At 61.0% G+C, this 15,744-nt stretch carries 14 protein-coding genes; 5 read left to right on the plus strand and 9 right to left on the minus strand.

What is annotated here, in order from left to right:
- Positions 1 to 215: 215 nt before the first annotated feature.
- Positions 216 to 2,438 (minus strand): LamG-like jellyroll fold domain-containing protein, encoded by a 2,223-nt coding sequence (locus tag HMPREF2912_RS09180; protein ID WP_070531607.1) that lies wholly within the window; start codon positions 2,436 to 2,438, stop codon positions 216 to 218.
- Positions 2,439 to 2,564: 126 nt separating this feature from the next.
- Between HMPREF2912_RS09180 and HMPREF2912_RS09185 the strand changes: the two genes are divergently transcribed.
- Positions 2,565 to 2,993, plus strand: a complete 429-nt coding sequence (locus tag HMPREF2912_RS09185; RefSeq protein WP_070531604.1) for an OsmC family protein — start codon at positions 2,565 to 2,567, stop codon at positions 2,991 to 2,993.
- Between the two features lie 32 nt (positions 2,994 to 3,025).
- Here HMPREF2912_RS09185 and HMPREF2912_RS09190 read toward each other — a convergent pair whose 3' ends face one another.
- Positions 3,026 to 4,027 carry a hypothetical protein gene (locus HMPREF2912_RS09190; protein ID WP_070683884.1) on the minus strand — a complete coding sequence of 334 codons (1,002 nt, stop codon included), beginning with the start codon at positions 4,025 to 4,027 and terminating at the stop codon, positions 3,026 to 3,028.
- A gap of 177 nt (positions 4,028 to 4,204) precedes the next feature.
- On the opposite strand from HMPREF2912_RS09190, the gene HMPREF2912_RS09195 reads away from it, so the two are divergent.
- Entirely contained in the window at positions 4,205 to 5,131 is a 927-nt protein-coding gene (locus HMPREF2912_RS09195; protein WP_070683886.1) for a DUF1906 domain-containing protein, read from the plus strand.
- Between the two features lie 23 nt (positions 5,132 to 5,154).
- Here HMPREF2912_RS09195 and HMPREF2912_RS09200 read toward each other — a convergent pair whose 3' ends face one another.
- The 6 genes from HMPREF2912_RS09200 to HMPREF2912_RS09225 all read right to left on the minus strand — a co-directional run bounded on the left by HMPREF2912_RS09200 (position 5,155) and on the right by HMPREF2912_RS09225 (position 11,500).
- Positions 5,155 to 6,189, minus strand: a complete 1,035-nt coding sequence (locus HMPREF2912_RS09200) for a hypothetical protein (protein ID WP_070683888.1) — start codon at positions 6,187 to 6,189, stop codon at positions 5,155 to 5,157.
- Between the two features lie 49 nt (positions 6,190 to 6,238).
- Complete coding sequence (locus tag HMPREF2912_RS09205) at positions 6,239 to 7,885, minus strand: solute symporter family protein (protein WP_070531594.1); 1,647 nt, start codon at positions 7,883 to 7,885, stop codon at positions 6,239 to 6,241.
- A 3-nt stretch (positions 7,886 to 7,888) separates the two neighbouring features.
- Complete coding sequence (locus HMPREF2912_RS09210) at positions 7,889 to 8,233, minus strand: DUF485 domain-containing protein (protein ID WP_070523091.1); 345 nt, start codon at positions 8,231 to 8,233, stop codon at positions 7,889 to 7,891.
- A gap of 434 nt (positions 8,234 to 8,667) precedes the next feature.
- Entirely contained in the window at positions 8,668 to 9,525 is an 858-nt protein-coding gene (locus tag HMPREF2912_RS09215) for an aldo/keto reductase (RefSeq protein WP_070523088.1), read from the minus strand.
- A 153-nt stretch (positions 9,526 to 9,678) separates the two neighbouring features.
- A complete protein-coding gene (locus HMPREF2912_RS09220; protein ID WP_010187736.1) occupies positions 9,679 to 10,035 on the minus strand; it encodes an FKBP-type peptidyl-prolyl cis-trans isomerase in 357 nt (118 codons plus the stop codon).
- Between the two features lie 172 nt (positions 10,036 to 10,207).
- Entirely contained in the window at positions 10,208 to 11,500 is a 1,293-nt protein-coding gene (locus HMPREF2912_RS09225; RefSeq protein WP_083299257.1) for a citrate synthase, read from the minus strand.
- A gap of 151 nt (positions 11,501 to 11,651) precedes the next feature.
- Here HMPREF2912_RS09225 and serC point away from each other — a divergent pair, with 151 nt between their 5' ends.
- The 3 genes from serC (at position 11,652) to HMPREF2912_RS09240 (ending at position 14,956) form a co-directional block, all read left to right on the plus strand.
- On the plus strand, positions 11,652 to 12,782 hold the full coding sequence (gene serC / locus HMPREF2912_RS09230) for a phosphoserine transaminase (RefSeq protein WP_070565690.1): 1,131 nt from the start codon (positions 11,652 to 11,654) through the stop codon (positions 12,780 to 12,782).
- 154 nt (positions 12,783 to 12,936) lie between these two features.
- Positions 12,937 to 14,112: a septation protein SepH gene (sepH, locus tag HMPREF2912_RS09235; protein WP_070683890.1), complete on the plus strand. Its 1,176-nt coding sequence runs from the start codon at positions 12,937 to 12,939 to the stop codon at positions 14,110 to 14,112.
- Positions 14,113 to 14,125: 13 nt separating this feature from the next.
- Positions 14,126 to 14,956 carry a DUF6928 family protein gene (locus HMPREF2912_RS09240; RefSeq protein WP_070624529.1) on the plus strand — a complete coding sequence of 277 codons (831 nt, stop codon included), beginning with the start codon at positions 14,126 to 14,128 and terminating at the stop codon, positions 14,954 to 14,956.
- Here the strand turns inward: HMPREF2912_RS09240 and HMPREF2912_RS09245 are convergent.
- Positions 14,908 to 15,729: a TrmH family RNA methyltransferase gene (locus tag HMPREF2912_RS09245; RefSeq protein WP_070683892.1), complete on the minus strand. Its 822-nt coding sequence runs from the start codon at positions 15,727 to 15,729 to the stop codon at positions 14,908 to 14,910. The genes HMPREF2912_RS09240 and HMPREF2912_RS09245 overlap by 49 nt on opposite strands.
- Between the last annotated feature and the right edge of the window lie 15 nt (positions 15,730 to 15,744).

Consider the following 15,744-nt stretch of genomic DNA (forward strand, 5'->3'; position numbering starts at 1 on the left):
GCCGACCACGAAACAGGACGACCAGCCCTCTACGACAACGGTATCGACACCGAGTACACCCACTCAATCGGCATCCAAAAAGGCCAAATCTAACCCCAGCGACACGCCGAGCCAGACACACATTTTGACCCTTAACCCGCTAAAATCCGCCCAGGGCCATCACAATAGAAAACCCCCGCCTCAATGTGAGTCGGGGGACGGAGGGTGAACGGTAACTAGTTCAGACCCGGGATCTGCGGCAGCTTCGGCTGCGGGATGTTAAGACCGAAGATGCGGTTGATGGTCGGGATGAGGCCGTAGGCGGCACCGCCGACGACTGCAATGACGGCGATGATGGGGAGGATAACCTTCGCGCCACGGCTGGAGCCTGCGAAGAAGGCCGCAGCCATATCGTCGGCAGAAGGCTCCTTCGTGTTGGTCGGCTTAGAAGGCTTGGTCGGCTCGGTAGGCGTCGTAGTGGAGCTCGACGGCTCTTCCTCCTTCACGGCCGGGCGCGCGGTGAGCCACTCGTCGGAGTCCAGAACGCCCTGGGTCAGGCGGGTCTCACCAATCCAGCCGTACCACGGGTCCTGCGGCTTGCGGCTATCAAAGCCAGCGCCCATAACCCACTGCAGGTCGCGCGGGAGGAGGCCTTCAGCACCCTTGGCGTTGCGCAGGATGGGTGCACCGTTGATGAACATCTCTACGGTGTCGGAATCCGGCTTGTTGACTACGGCGATGTGCATCCACTCCTCGGTGGGAACCTCGTGGGACCAGACAGTCGAACCTTCGCCTTCCTTCGGTTCCGCCCACCAGCGCAGCTCACGGAGGTTAGAAATGCCGAACATGACGGTGGGGTCGGTGTCCTCGGATCCGTCGACAAGCTCGGCGATGCTGGAGTCGCGGGAGAGCGCACTCCCCCAGCCGTGCTCAGAGCCGTTGAAGTCCTTCGGAATCTTCACGAAGGACTCAAAGGTGTAGCCCTCGGAGGTATCGACCTTGTTGATCTCCGCGCCTTCCTTGGACCGAAACTCTGCCATCGCGAGCTTGCCAGCTGGGTCGGACCAGTAGAGGGAGCCAGAATCAGAGGACAACGGGTGGTGGTCCTTGGTGTAGGTGATGCGCTCACCCGTGTTGGAAGGACCACCCTCGCGAACGAGGTCACCGGCACCATCAGCACCGAAGACATCCGGAATGACTGCGCCTTCGGTGGCCACGTCGCCGTCGGCAAGCTGCTTGCCGTCCGTGTTCTTGGTCTGCCCCGGGCGCCAGTGGAAGACGGTCTTGTCGGACTTCACGAAGTCATTCGGGCCCTCCGGCAGCTGGTCCTTCGGGATGGTGTACGGGGTGTAGCCTTCCTCAGCGATGTCGCGGGCCTTCTGACCGAGGTCCGGGTCGTTTTCATCGCCAATGGTCCAGTCCGGGGCGAAGTCAGCGAAACGCTCCTTGAAGTTGAGCGGCACGTGATAGCTATCGCCTGTGCCGTCGAGGATGAGCTTGTCGAACTGCGTGAGCTCCTTCGCTGGTTTCTGCGCGACCCACGGGGACAGGGCGGTCATCTCCAGCTCATTGCCGCTCAGGTCGAACTCGAGCACGCCGAGCAGACCGTTACCGCCCTGGTAAGCCATCTGGTAGTCCTGCAGGATGCCGATGACGTCGTGGCCTGCATCGTTCTTGTCCACGCGGTAGCCCGCGCCGTGGTGGTGGCCGCCCATGGTCAAGAAGATCTGGTCGTTCTTCTTAATGAACTTGTCCCACAGGCCCTGGCCATAGTCATCGGAGTAGAAAACCTCGCCAGCACCATCGAGGTTGAGCACCTCGTGGCTGGTGAGGATGACCGGCAGGTCCGGGTGCGCATCGAGAACGCCTTGCGCCCACTCCAGAGCCGCATCATCCGCGCGCCAGCCCAGCGCCAGGACCAGGTACTTCTGGCCCTCGGCCTCAAAAATGTGGTACTCGGAGTCATTGTTGACCGCGGTGTGGCGCTCTTGGAAGGTTTCCGGGTTGGCGGTCTTGGCGCGCTCGGCACTGAAGTAGACGTCGTACGGGTGCGCTGACTTATCCTCAATCATGTCGTGGTTGCCCGGCAAGATGGAGTAGTTCAGGTCGGAATCATCGAGGACCTTCATCGCCTCATCAGCAACCTTCCACTCCCCCTCGACGTCCGCCTGGTCCACCACGTCACCGAGGTGGGTAGCGAAGTCCATGTTGAGCGCCTGCTGGTTCTTCACCAGCCACTCGGTCTGCGCCTTAAAAGGCTCGCTACCGTAGCGCGCTTGCGCCAGGTTGCCGGTTTCCGGGGTGGAGTAACGGGAATAGAACTGAGTATCCGGCAGCACACCGATGCTGAAGCGCGAACCTAGGCCTTCCACCGACTCATCGGCAGAAGCAGGGACAATAAGGAACGTACCGGCCACCGAGGCGGTGACCACGGTGCCGAGCAGGCGGCGAGAAGCCATAGTTCTTCCAATCACAGTGAATAAAGCCAAAAGAGACATAAGAAATGTATTCTCCATAGCTTTCCCTCACGTAACGACCGCATGAACGCACGTTTAAATGATTACCCGCCGCTAGGATGAACGCTCATGAGCAATATCACTAAGAAATACAACGTCGACGTCACCCGCGTTGATACCGGTCGCTACCGCGCCACGAACACTGCGGGCGCGACCCTCGAATTCGGCACGGGCGACGGACTGCTAAGTCCGGTCGAGCTGTTGCTCGCTGCCGTGGCGGGCTGCTCGGCCGTGGACGTCGACGTGGTCACCTCCCGGCGCACGGAGCCGGAGCTTTTCGACGTCCACGTAGAAGGCACCCGCGTCAACGAGGACGGCGCCTCAAGGCTTAGCGACGTCAACGTGGAATTCTCCCTCCGCTTCCCCGATACCGATGCCGGCCGTCAGGCCCAGTCCATGGTGGAGCGCCTCGTGCGCATCTCCCACGAGAAGGACTGCACCGTCTCCCGCACGGTAGAAAACCCCACCAACGTCACGTTCCGCACGACCCAGCCCTAAGCCCACTCCGCTTTAAGCGCCTTTAGAGCGCTTTAAGCGAAAGGGTTATCGTCGCGCGAAGGGTTCTCCTCCCACGATTCAACGAAGGGGTTGTCCATGGCTTGCTGCATAGTGTGGGAGCCATCCCCGAATGGGTTGTGCCCGGCATCGGAGCGCTGGCGGCGGTAGCGCTCCAGATCCGCCTGTGCCATATAGCCCAGCTCTTCGCCGTCCACCACGATCCAGGGAAGCGGGTTCGGATCCACCATACGGCGCGGCTGCCCTTGGTGTGGCGAGGACAACATGGTGCGGATATCCGTCCGAGCCTGGTCCAGTTCCCCGAGGTCCTTTGGGCTCAACGAGGTTTTTATGGTCTTGCCGCCACCGGTTCCAACAACCTCAGCCTTGAGCATGCTGAAAGAAAAGACTCCAGAGGGAATCGAGGGATTGCGCATGTCCACTTTGTCGAAGGCAAGGACGTCGTCATCGTCGAAAACCAGAATGAGCCCTTGCGGGGTGATGTACACCCAGGCCTCGTGCTGCATGTCGACGTCTACCCGATAGAACCCAATGAGCGGCTCGTCCGGCTCCAGCAGCCCATAGGCATTGAGCTGAATCGTTCCCACTCCGCCGCACTGCGCAAAGCCATGGTCCCACAGGTAGTGCATCTGCCCTTGCAACAACAATTCCCAGAGGCCACGAATGAAGTCAGAGAGGAGCACACCGTATCTGGCTGCGAGCGGCTTGTGGATGCGCAGGTAGCCAGAGCGGATTTCAAACACGATGGGATACGTCAGGGGCAGCGACTCGACGAAGTCGGCATCGATATCCATGCGGTCGCTATTGACCTCAATGAATTCTTCCGCCGGGAAAAGATGCTCCACCACGAGGGTGTTGCCTTCTTTACGGGTATCGAGGATCCACGGGGAATTCAGGCGACAGTTCTCAATGTAGCCGTGGAGAACCGCTTGCACCTCGGCATCGCTGAACTGCTGGTGATTAAGCCGGACAACGCTGTCTCCCTGCACAAACCGCATTCTCAGCTCTTCGGCCATGCTCACTCCTCCGTCCTTAAGATCCCATACGCCTCGAAAACTCTGCGAGGCGCACCTGTGCACCCACCCATACTAATTGTGGTGCAATTTTAGACCATCGTGACTAAAGTGACTTCAGATACTTTCTTCGCCCCCATCTTTATCAGCCCGCTTGACCCCTGCTAGGAGAACTCCACCATGTCTTTGTCCCGCCGCTCCCTCATCAAAGCCGGCGCCCTCGCGCTCACGGCCGGTGCCATCGGCAGCCACGCCCCCGCCGCGCTCGCCGTAGGCCCAGCTGTGGGCACCATCGTTGATTTCTCCGGCGGCGTCCCTTCCGCCCGCGCCATCAAAGCGGCAGGCCACCTTGGCACCATCCGCTATGTTTCCCAGCGCCGTCCGGGCGCAGAGTGGATGAAGGGCAAGCCCGTCACCCTGGCAGAGACGAAGGCCAACGCCGCAGCAGGCCTAAAGACCGCCTCCATCTACCAGTTCGGCCGCGCCGACAACGCCGACTGGCTCAACGGCGCCGCGGGCGCTGCTATCCACGCGCCGCAGGCCATCGCCATCCACAAGGCCGCGGGCGGGCCAACGGGCCGCCCCATCTACATTGCCATCGATGACAACCCCACCCGCGCCCAGTATGAAAACCAGATCCGCCCCTACCTCAAGGCCTTCTCGACAGCGCTGAGCGCGGCCGGCTACCAGACCGGCGTATACGGCAATTACAACGTCATCGATTGGTGCGTTGCCGACCGAATCGGCCAGTTCTACTGGATGCACGATTGGGGTTCGGGCGGCAAGATCCACCCGCGCACCACCATCCACCAGAAAGCCAAGAACCAGGCCACCATCGACGGCGTGACCTGCGATATCAACACCGTCTACGCGAATGATTGGGGCCAGTGGACCCCGGGCAACGGCGGGGTTAACCCACCGAAGGCCCAGGACAACCCAGCGGCGCCGAATAACATCCCGCTGCCCAACATCTCTCTGCCGGATCCCACCGGGCCCGGCTCCAGCATGAACGGTGATGGCATCACCATCGCCGGTTCCTCCATCAGCACTGACCAGATGCGTGGTGCGGTGGATATCCTCAACACCGTGCGCAAGTCCATGGGCTAAACGCCTTTCTGCAGCGCGGTCCCCTACCTCGCCGCAGTCGTCTTCGAAGCCGAAGCCTTAGAACGCGAAGCCGGCGAGGACGCAGTGGAGGACGGCTCCGCAGATGAGGACGCTGCTGCTGGCGACGCCGCCGTGGACGTTGTGGAGGTCGCACTGGTGGTAGCGGTGGACGTCGCCAAGCGCGTGGCAACAGCACTGGGGTTGGCCAGCGCCTCCTTGTTCAGGTTGTTGCCCTTCACCAGGTTCTTTCCGGTAATCTCCTTGCGCACGTAGGACGTGAGCTCCTCGGCGGAGCCTTCGATGGACGCAGCCACAACGAAGTCCTCCCCGAAAGACACCGAGGAGTGCCGGTCCTTGCTGTCCGACCATCCCCATTTGGAGCCCACGACGTCGCTCAATTTCGCGGTTCCATAGTCTTGCTGGTACCCGTCGGCCGAGACGGCATCGGCATGGGACATCGCCACCAGCACCGGATGGGTCGGATCATCTTCCATGAGCTGGACAATGAACCGCACCACGTCATAGGTAGAAGTCATGGAATGGCCCCAGTCCTCCCCCGCGGACGTAGACTTCAGCCCGTATTCCTTGGCTATTGAATCGATGGACCGCGGGTATTTCTCAAAGAGCTTCCCGGCGCTCTCATCGGAGGAATCAGAAATCATATCCAGTGCTACGTATTTATCCTCGAAGGACCCGCGTTCCAGTACGTAGGTTGCGATGTAGAGCTTGATCAGGCTCAGCGCATAGCGCGGCTGGTGTTCGGTGGCCGAGCCCATGTGCATGCCCGTCTCAATGCGGTAATACGTGATGGCCTTGGACTCATCGCCTTTGAGGAACTGACCTACCGAGTCCGGGACAGCTGCCAGCTGCAGCTGTCCTTTCCTATGCGTGATGGGACCAGGCTTGCTTGCGCTGGTCTGCGCTGAACCGCCAGCCGTGGAGTCTTCTTCATACGCTGGTGAGCATGCAGTGAGACTCGCTGCTCCGAGCACGCACGCCAGAAGGGCGGCACCAGCTCGCGCTGACACCGCCCTGTGAGAAGGCTGAGAGTAAAACACAGAACCTGAGTCTACTCTCTACCGTCCGAAACGTAGCGTTTTAGGTGTTTTAGTGGTCCACCGGAGCCTCAACACCCACACCAGTCAGGGAACGAACCTCCATCTCTGCGGACAGCTCTTCCAGGTTGTCCGGCGGGGTCATGATGGAGACGATCCAGCCCGCGAAGAATGCCAGCGGGATAGTGACCAGGCCCGGGGAGGACAGCGGGAAAATGGACCAGTCGGCATTCGGGAACATCGAGGTCGGGGAACCGGATACCGCCGGGGACAGGAAGATGAGTACCAAGCAGGAAATAACACCGGTGTACATCGATGCCACAGCGCCCGCGGTGTTGAATCGACGCCAGTACAGGGAGTACAGGATGGTCGGCAGGTTAGCGGATGCCGCAACCGCGAAGGCCAAGGACACCAGGAAGGCAACGTTTTGGGTCATGGCCAGAATGCCCAGAATGATGGCGACGATGCCCAGGACAACCACGGTGATCTGGGAGACGCGGACCTGCTCAGCCTCGGTGGACTCGCCGTTGCGGATAACGGAGTGGTAGATGTCGTGCGCGATGGAGGCCGATGCAGTAATGGCGAGGCCAGCGACGACAGCCAGAACGGTAGCGAAGGCCACCGCAGAAATGACCGCCATGAAGATGGAGCCACCGATTTCCAGGGCCAGCAGCGGTGCCGCGGAGTTTGCACCACCCGGTGCGGCGAGGATGCGGTCCGGGCCAACCAGGGCGGCAGCGCCGTAGCCCAAAACCAGAGTCATGAGGTAGAAGGCACCGATGATGACGATGGCCCAGGTAACGGAGCGGCGAGCCTCGGTCGCGGTCGGCACCGTGTAGAAGCGCATGAGAACGTGCGGCAGGCCACCAACACCGAGAACGAGGGCGATGCCCAAGGAGATGAAGTCGAGTTTGGTGGTGAGGTTCTTGCCGTACTTCAGGCCCGGCTCCATGATCTGGGAGGCTTCATAGCCGCCCTCCTTGATGGCTTCGGAATTAGCGTGCATATCAATCGCCTGGGTAAAGAGTGCGCTGAAGCCCCCCTTCAACAAGACAAAGGTGAGGATGCACATGATGACCACGCCGGTTACCAGGAGCACGGCCTTGATCATCTGCACGTAGGTCGTACCCTTCATGCCGCCAACAAGAACGTAAACGATCATGAGGATGCCCACGATGCCGACGACGACGGCCTGCCACTTGAAATCGTGAATATTCAGGAGCACGGCCACGAGGGAACCTGCGCCGGCCATCTGCGCGATGAGGTAGAACAGCGACACGAACAGGGTCGAAATCGCAGCTGCCACGCGCACCGGGCGCTGCTTAAGGCGGAAGGACAACACGTCCGCCATGGTGAAGCGGCCAACGTTGCGCATCGGCTCCGCGACGAGCATCAGCGCAACGAGCCAGGCGACGAAGAAGCCGACCGAGTAGAGGAAGCCATCGTAGCCGTTGAGCGCAACGGCGCCGACGATGCCCAGGAAGGACGCGGCGGACAGGTAGTCGCCAGAGATAGCAAGGCCGTTCTGCCGGCCGGAGAAACTACCGCCGCCGGTGTAAAAGTCAGAGGCTTCCTTCGTGGACTTGCCGGCGCGAAGCACCACGTACATGGTGACAACGAGGAAGGCGGCGAAGACTGAGATATTCAGAATCGGGTTGCCGGCGGAGGATTCCGCTGCGGCCAAAGTTATGGTCTGCATTGTTTAGCCCTCCAGTTCCTGGCGAATGGCCGCTGCTTGCGGCTCGATGTTCTTGTTGGCGTAGTTGACGTAGATGTACGTAATGATGAAGGTTGTCAAGAACTGGGCGAGGCCAAAGACAAGGCCAATGTTCCAACCGCCACCAAGCTCTATGGCCATGAAGCTGGGGGCAAAGACCGCAGCCAGCACATAGAGGACGTACCACACAAAGAACGCCACAGTCATGGGGAAGGTGAATTTGCGGTACGCGCTGCGCAGCTTGGCAAACTGCGGGCTGTCACGCATCTCGATGAACTCTTGCGGCGTAGGTTCGCGGCGCGAGTTAATCGAAGCAGGTGCGTCAGTCATGTCGCTCTCCTTACAAGGGGTCTTTTCTCCACAAACCGCGGTGAGAGACAAGAGGTAGTGTCTTCAATCACGTTTTGCCTTGCACAGTAAGTTACCTAACCGCTCTTGCAAGGTTGTAAATCCTGCCAAGAAAAGTTAATAACATACACTTTCGCTACCCCCTACCCTTGCAACTACAAGGGATTTCTATCTCGCTGCTAGCACCCCCACAGGAGATTCCAAAGGAAGAATCTAATTTAGCAAACCGAAACTTCACAGAGTCTTTCACAGATCTTCACTCCCCCACCCCTCACGATTCCCACTTCCCTGGGTACGCAACAAAGCCCGCCTTCAGCGTCCTCCCCTCTCCCCTAACGATGTAGAAAGAAAGAGCAAGGCGCTGAAGGCGGGCTCCACCGCTCGCGGGCGTTTGGTTACGCCCCACGTGTTTCGGCTTAGGCGCCAGGGAACTCTCGCGGGTCCTTGAACATACGGCCAAAGCCTTCCTGGCCATCAAGCGCATCAAGAGCCGCTACGTCTTCGGAAGTAAGCTCAACCTCTGCGGCAGCGAAGTTTTCTGCAAGGCGCTCCCGGCGGCTGGACTTCGGGATAACAGAAATCCCCTTGCTCAGCAGGTACGCCAACACCGCCTGTCCGGCAGTGATGCCATGCTTTTCGGCGACGGACTCAACCACCGGGTTGTTGAGCACAACGCCGCGCGCCAACGGCGACCAAGCCTCCGTCACGATGCCGTGCTTGGCATGGAATTCGCGCAGCTCCGGCTGAGTGAAGCCCGGGTGCAGCTCCACCTGGTTGAGAACCGGGACGATACCGGTCTCATCAATCAGGGTTTGCAAGGTTTCCTCATAGAAGTTGGCCACGCCAATCGACGCAATCTGACCCATGCCCTGCATGCGGGCAATCTCCTCGAACGTCTCCACATAGAGCCCACCCTGCGGCCACGGCCAGTGGATGAGGTAGAGGTCAAGGTAGTCCAGCTGCAGTTTGTCCAAGGATTCACGGAAGGCTTGGCCTACCTTGTCCTTACCGTGATGGTCGTGCCAGACCTTGCTGGTGATAAACAGCTCATCCCGGGTTACGTCACCGGCCTTCATGGCCTCATTCAGTGCCTGCCCAAGTTCTTCTTCATTCTCGTACAGAGTCGCAGTATCGAAGTGGCGGTAGCCCAGATCGATGGCTTCACGCACGGAGCGGATGAGATCCTCTCCGCGCAGCTTGTAGGTTCCGAGACCCATCAGCGGCATCTCGCGGTCATCATTGAACGTGGTTTGTGGGACACTCATGTCCCCCATTGTGCCGCACTTTAACTCCCTGTGGGGGCGAAGCATAGCTCCTCAGCGCTTTAATCCGAACCTACGCACGCGAAACGCCCTGCTCGGCCGTGCAGTAGCGCACGGCCGGGCAGGGCGTCATTGAGGGAAACAGAAAGGGCTAAGCCCTTTCCTTTAGGCGCGAATGAGATCGATGACGAAGGTCAGCGTGCGACCCGACAGCGGGTGTGCGCCACCGGCCGGGCCGTAGGCCTTCTCCGGCGGGATGACCAGCTTGCGGCGGCCGCCCACCTTCATACCCGGGATTCCTTCCTGCCAGCCGGCGATGAGGCCAGTCAGCGGGAACTCGATGGACTGGCCACGACCCCATGAAGAGTCGAACTCCTGGTTCGTCTCGTAGTCAACACCAACGTAGTGGACCTCAACGAAGCCGCCCGGCTGGGCTTCGGCACCGTCACCCACCACGATGTCTTCGATGACAAGGTCCTGGGGAGCAGGCTCCGTTGCCGGCTCAATTACGGGCTTTTCCATTGGGGATTATCCTCCTTGGATTACTTTCTTCTTTGCTGGCCGCATACGCGTGGGCCGAGCCACAACGTTCCCCAGTATAAGCGGAGATGAGAGGCTCGGCCCTAGAAACCCAGCGTATGGGCTATACGTCAAGCCACGGCGGCCTGTTAAAGACCACCGTTCAGGCTACCGTTTAGCGCTCGCTACGCGGGGTGACCTTACGCAGGGTCTCGCCGGTGTAGATCTGGCGCGGACGGTTGATCTTGGTGTTGAGCTCAAGCTGCTCGCGGTACTGAGCAATCCAGCCCGGCAGGCGGCCGATGGCAAAGAGGACGGTGAAGAAGTCCGTCGGGAAGCCCATGGCGCGGTAGATCAGGCCGGTGTAGAAGTCGACGTTCGGGTAGAGCTTGCGGGAGACGAAGTAGTCGTCGTTCAGCGCAATCTCCTCAAGCTTCATAGCCAGGTCCAGCATCGGATCGCCACCGAGGTGATCGATGATCTCGTGAGCGGTGTCCTTGACGATGGCCGCGCGCGGGTCGTAGTTCTTGTACACGCGGTGGCCGAAGCCCATGAGGCGAACGCCCTTTTCCTTGTTCTTCACGCGGTTCATGAAGTCGGTTGCGTCACCACCGTGGTTGTTCTGGATATCCTCGAGCATCTCCAGAACAGCCTGGTTAGCACCACCGTGCAGCGGGCCGGACAGGGCGTTGATACCACCGGCGATAGCAACGAACAGGTTGGCCTGAGCGGAGCCGATCATGCGGACGGTGGAGGTGGAGCAGTTCTGCTCGTGGTCAGCGTGCAGGATAAGGAGCTTATCCAGAGCCTTGGCCACGATCGGGTCGACCTCATAATCTTCAGTCGGGTAACCAAACATCATGCGCAGGAAGTTCTCGCGCGCGTTGAGCTTGTTATCCGGGTACATGTAGGGCTTACCCTGCGATGCGCGGTAAGCATAAGCGGCCAACATCGGCACCTTAGCCAGCAGGCGGACGGTTGCCTTATCCAGCTGCTCCTCATCCAGCGGGTTGAGCTGGTCCTGGTAGTAGGCGGAAAGAATGTTGAGGGAGGAGGCTAGAACAGCCATCGGGTGCGCGTTGCGCGGGAAGATGTTGAAGGCTGCCTTGAAGTCCTCATCCAACAGGGTGTGGTGACGGATCTCGTTGTTGAACTTGGACAGCTCATCCTCGGTGGGCAGGTGGCCCTTGATCAACAGGTAAGACACCTCGTTGAAGGTGGCGTTCTCAGCCAAGTCCGCGATGTCGTAGCCGCGGTGGCGGAGGATGCCTTCCTCACCATTAATAAAGGTGATCTTGGATTCGGTAGAGCCGGTAGACGCATAGCCCGGGTCAAAGGTGACTAGGCCGGTCTCGTTACGGAGCTTGCCAATATCGAAGCCGGAGTCACCCTCCGTGGACTGCTTAATGTCCATCTCGTACTCGCCGCCGGGGTACTGCAGTACAACCTTGTTCTTTTCAGAAGCCACGTATATTCCTTTCCTCAATGTTCAACGCCGACCGCAGCCGGCGCGACAGATCTAAACCTCTTCACACTCTAGCAAAACCTGTGACTCTGCCAACATTGGCAATCCTGGCAAAGTATCTAATGCGCGAACGAAATTAGGCTACACTGCCCACATGAGCAACTCAGAACTCGTCCTGCCAGCAGATCTCCTCCCCACCGACGGCCGCTTTGGCTGCGGGCCCTCGAAGGTCCGCCCCTCCCAAATTGAGGCAATCACCGCGGGTGCCAGCACCATCATTGGCACCTCGCACCGCAAGCCAGCCGTCAAGAACCTCGTCGGTTCCATCCGCGAAGGGCTTTCCGAGTTGTTTTCCCTGCCAGAAGGCTATGAAATTGTCCTCTCCCTTGGCGGTGCCACCGCGTTTTGGGACGCGGCGACCTTCGGCCTGATTGAGAAGAAATCCGCCCACCTCAGCTTCGGCGAATTCTCCTCTAAGTTTGCTAAAGCCGCAGCCGCCGCCCCCTGGCTCGACGCCCCGCTCGTCACCGAAGCCGAGGTCGGCACCGCACCTGATCCGAAGGCAGCTGATGCCGAAGGCGCCGACATCATCGCGTGGGCCCACAACGAAACTTCGACTGGAGCCATGGTTCCGGTGACCCGCCCCAACCCCGAAAACGCGGAGCAGCTCGTCGTCGTCGACGCCACGTCCGGCGCCGGCGGCCTGCCCGTGAATATGTCGGATGCCGACGTCTACTACTTCTCCCCGCAGAAGTGCTTCGCTTCCGACGGCGGCCTGTGGCTGGCGGCCATGTCCCCGGCAGCCCTCGAGCGCATCGAGAAGATTAACTCTTCCGATCGCTTCATCCCACCCTTCCTCAACCTGCAGACCGCCGTGGACAACTCCCGCAAGAACCAGACCTACAACACCCCAGCTGTGGCCACGCTGCTCATGCTGGAGAATCAGGTGCAGTGGATGAACGCCAACGGCGGCCTCGACGGCATGGTCAAGCGCACCACGGAGAACTCCTCCATCCTGTACAACTGGGCAGAGTCCCGCCCGGAGACCACCCCCTTCGTGGCCGAGCCTGCCGCACGTTCCCTCGTGGTGGGCACCATCGACTTCGAGGACTCCGTCGACGCAGCTGCGGTTGCCGCGACGCTGCGCGCCAACGGCATTCTCGACGTCGAGCCTTACCGCAAGCTGGGCCGCAACCAGCTGCGAGTGGGCTTGTTCCCGGCGATCGACTCCGCGGACGTCACCAAGCTCACCAAGGCTATCGATTACGTTTTGGACAACCGATAGCCTTCGCCCGCCACTCCTTGCACCACGCAACAACTTTGTTTGCACCTATTTGTTGAGTCATACAACATGCCCCGCGCTCTTGCCAGAGTTCGGGGCATGTTCTGGGTAAAGTGGATTTCATCACATGTCCGCTACCAGGCTAAGGAGCGCCATCATGCGCGAGATTTTCCTCGCACCCAGCGACTCAACTGACACCTCGCTCGTCCTCCGGGCCGAGGATGGTGAGGAGTTCTTCCTCGAGGTCACCGACGAGCTTCGCGAGCTTTTCGCTCCCGCCGACTCCGCCGACTCCGACTCCGCGAAAGAGGCATCCGACCACACCACGCACGAGGCCGGGAACGCCACCGACGATTCCTCCCCCACTTCTGCACAGGCTTCGCGCTCTGCTGGTTTGCACACCGTGATGCCATCTTCTGGTGGCTCCCCTTCCTCTCCGCAGACTCAGCACACGCAGCAGGCGCAAGAAATCCGCCTGCGCCCCAATGAGATTCAAGCCCGCATCCGCGCCGGTGCCAGCGCCGCTGAGATCGCCGAGGAGCTCGACGTTCCGGAATCCCGCATCGAGCCTTTTGCGCACCCGGTGCTTTTGGAGCGGGCGCGCATTGCGGACGTCGCCAAGCAGGCGCACCCCATCCGCGAGGATGGCCCGGCCAAGCTCACCCTGTGGGAGATCCTGGCCACCGCATTCGCCGCACGTGGGCACTCGCTGTCGGAGGCAACATGGGACGCCTACCGCCATCAAGGTGAACCGTGGATCCTGCGCATCACGTGGAAGACGGGGCTTTCCGCCAACGAAGCGGAGTGGACCTTCAAGCAGACGATGTCCTCCCCGGCCACGGTGGAGGCACGCAATTCCGTGGCCGCAGACCTGACGGACCCGGACTTCGTGCAGCCGGTGCGTTCGCTGACCTCCGTGGGCCGTGGCGAGCGCTATGACGAAGCCATCGATGGGCGTGACTACGCCGAGGGCCGAGAGGTCAACGAGGACGCGCGCGCTGGAGCCCCCGGCGTAACGGAACTGTCTTCCTACACCGGCAACGCAAATGAGAACACTGAGGCGGAGGCCGACGTCACTGCCGAGCCTTCCGTGCTTCCCTCCCCGCGCGGTGGGGAGCACCCCGCCGAAACCGGCGCCGATGAAAACGCAGATGCCCGCGACGAGGGCGCGGCGGCACAGCCGGAGGAGAAGGAAACGGGCGTAGATGAGGACTTCCTCCAGAACCCAGATCCGGAACCCAAGCCTGCCAAGCGCCGCCGCAAGGCCGTCACCCCGCACTGGGAGGATGTGCTGCTCGGCGTTCGTTCCTCTACCAAGCGCCCCCGCGATTAACGAGTAGCCTGCCGTGGATACCCAAAGCGCCGTTCTCACTCTCTGGTACGTCACCGCCGCCGATCCCGCCGAGGTTCTCCGCGGAGAGCCCAAGGCTGACCGCGGTTTCGGCCGCAAGTTTCTCGCTCAACTCAACCCCTCCCTACCGGTAACGCCTATCGGGCAGTTCCCCCTAAACCGTTCCGCCGAACCCGGCGCGAGCGAGTTCTACATCGGCGGCTACCCCGGTGTGGCCGTCGTGCAAACCATCATCCATGATGACCAGCTGATCCTCTCGCAGCTCTCCCGCACCCTGCGCGAGGCCGTGCCGGCAGAGGAGATTTACGCCTTCACCTCTAACCCAGAGACTGGCTATGCCGGCTTTGCGCACTGGACGGGCAGCCGCCTGCGCCGCTCCCTGTGTGGAACGCGCTTTAACCTCTACGAGGATCATGGCCTGCCCGAAACCTTTGAGGCACCTTACTGGGCCGGGGAGATGGACGAGCCCGCAGGTGGGATTGCCCTGCCCTTTGAGCCGCTCACTATCACCGAAGCTGCCCAGGAATTCTGGCTGGGCATCGAAGTGGGCGAGGACGGCCCAGACGTGGACGTCGTGGGCTATGCCACCGACGGCCGCCCCGAGCCCAAGGTCGATACTCCCCCACCGCGCCGCACCGTGGCTGAGGTGGCCACAACCTCAGTGGCGAAGCTGGGGCTCAACGATTATGACGACTACGAAGAGCACGACCTCGAGCCGGAATCCACCGGCGAAGAGATTGTCCGCACCGCCAAGCACCTCGGCGGACTCGTGCGCCGCTATGCGGTGTCGACGTCACGGAGCCTCTGGGAGCGCTGGCGCTCGTAGAAGGCAATGGCCGCCGACGTCGCCACGTTGAGGGAATCCGTGCCCTCCGCCATGGGGATACGCGCCCTCACATCGGTCGCGCGCATGGCATGCTCGGTCAGGCCTGGGCCCTCCGCGCCAACCAGCAGCGCCAACTTATCCGCACCCTCCAGGGCGTCGGCGATATGCACGGCGTCCGGATGCGGGGTCAGCGACACCAGCCTGAAGCCCTGGTCGCGCAGCTTCTCCAGCCCGCGCTGCCAGGTGGTAAAGCCGCCATCGAACCGAGCCCAGGGCAAACGCAGCACGTGCCCCATGGAAACGCGCACCGAGCGCCGGTAGAGCGGATCCGCAGCTCCCGAGCCTAAGAGGATGCCGTCGACATCCATGCCCGCGGCGTTGCGGAAGAGCGAGCCGATGTTCTCATGATCACCCACACCTTCCATGATGGCCAAGGTGCGAGCGCCCTCAATGACTTCATCCACGGTCCAGGCCTCTGCGCGGTCAGCCGCGGCAACCAGCCCACGGTGCATGTCGAAACCGGTGACCTCCCCCAACGTTGCTCGAGTGACCTGATAGACGGGAAAATCGCCAACATCGTGGTTCGCTAGGAACGTGTCGAGCTTTCCTTCAAAGCCGATGATGCAGCGCACCGGGAATCGTGAGGCCAGCAGGCGCTCCACGCACAGTGGGCCCTCACCAAAAACGAAACCCTCGCCGGACTTGTCCGCGTGCTTGAGATCGCGGATATCGTCCAGGCGAGGGTCTGTGGGGTCATCGATGACAAAACGCATGGCCCCTAGTTTAGG

Source organism: Corynebacterium sp. HMSC056E09 (assembly GCF_001813425.1).
In the GTDB taxonomy this organism is placed as follows: domain Bacteria; phylum Actinomycetota; class Actinomycetes; order Mycobacteriales; family Mycobacteriaceae; genus Corynebacterium; species Corynebacterium hesseae.

Excerpts from the sequence above, each read along its gene's own strand:
- HMPREF2912_RS09180 (WP_070531607.1), bottom strand. The coding sequence starts at position 2,438 with ATGGCTTCTCGCCGCCTGCTCGGCACCGTGGTCACCGCCTCGGTGGCC.
- HMPREF2912_RS09185 (WP_070531604.1), top strand. The coding sequence starts at position 2,565 with ATGAGCAATATCACTAAGAAATACAACGTCGACGTCACCCGCGTTGAT.
- HMPREF2912_RS09190 (WP_070683884.1), bottom strand. The coding sequence starts at position 4,027 with ATGGCCGAAGAGCTGAGAATGCGGTTTGTGCAGGGAGACAGCGTTGTC.
- HMPREF2912_RS09195 (WP_070683886.1), top strand. The coding sequence starts at position 4,205 with ATGTCTTTGTCCCGCCGCTCCCTCATCAAAGCCGGCGCCCTCGCGCTC.
- HMPREF2912_RS09205 (WP_070531594.1), bottom strand. The coding sequence starts at position 7,885 with ATGCAGACCATAACTTTGGCCGCAGCGGAATCCTCCGCCGGCAACCCG.
- HMPREF2912_RS09210 (WP_070523091.1), bottom strand. The coding sequence starts at position 8,233 with ATGACTGACGCACCTGCTTCGATTAACTCGCGCCGCGAACCTACGCCG.
- HMPREF2912_RS09215 (WP_070523088.1), bottom strand. The coding sequence starts at position 9,525 with ATGGGGGACATGAGTGTCCCACAAACCACGTTCAATGATGACCGCGAG.
- HMPREF2912_RS09220 (WP_010187736.1), bottom strand. The coding sequence starts at position 10,035 with ATGGAAAAGCCCGTAATTGAGCCGGCAACGGAGCCTGCTCCCCAGGAC.
- serC (WP_070565690.1), top strand. The coding sequence starts at position 11,652 with ATGAGCAACTCAGAACTCGTCCTGCCAGCAGATCTCCTCCCCACCGAC.
- sepH (WP_070683890.1), top strand. The coding sequence starts at position 12,937 with ATGCGCGAGATTTTCCTCGCACCCAGCGACTCAACTGACACCTCGCTC.
- HMPREF2912_RS09245 (WP_070683892.1), bottom strand. The coding sequence starts at position 15,729 with ATGCGTTTTGTCATCGATGACCCCACAGACCCTCGCCTGGACGATATC.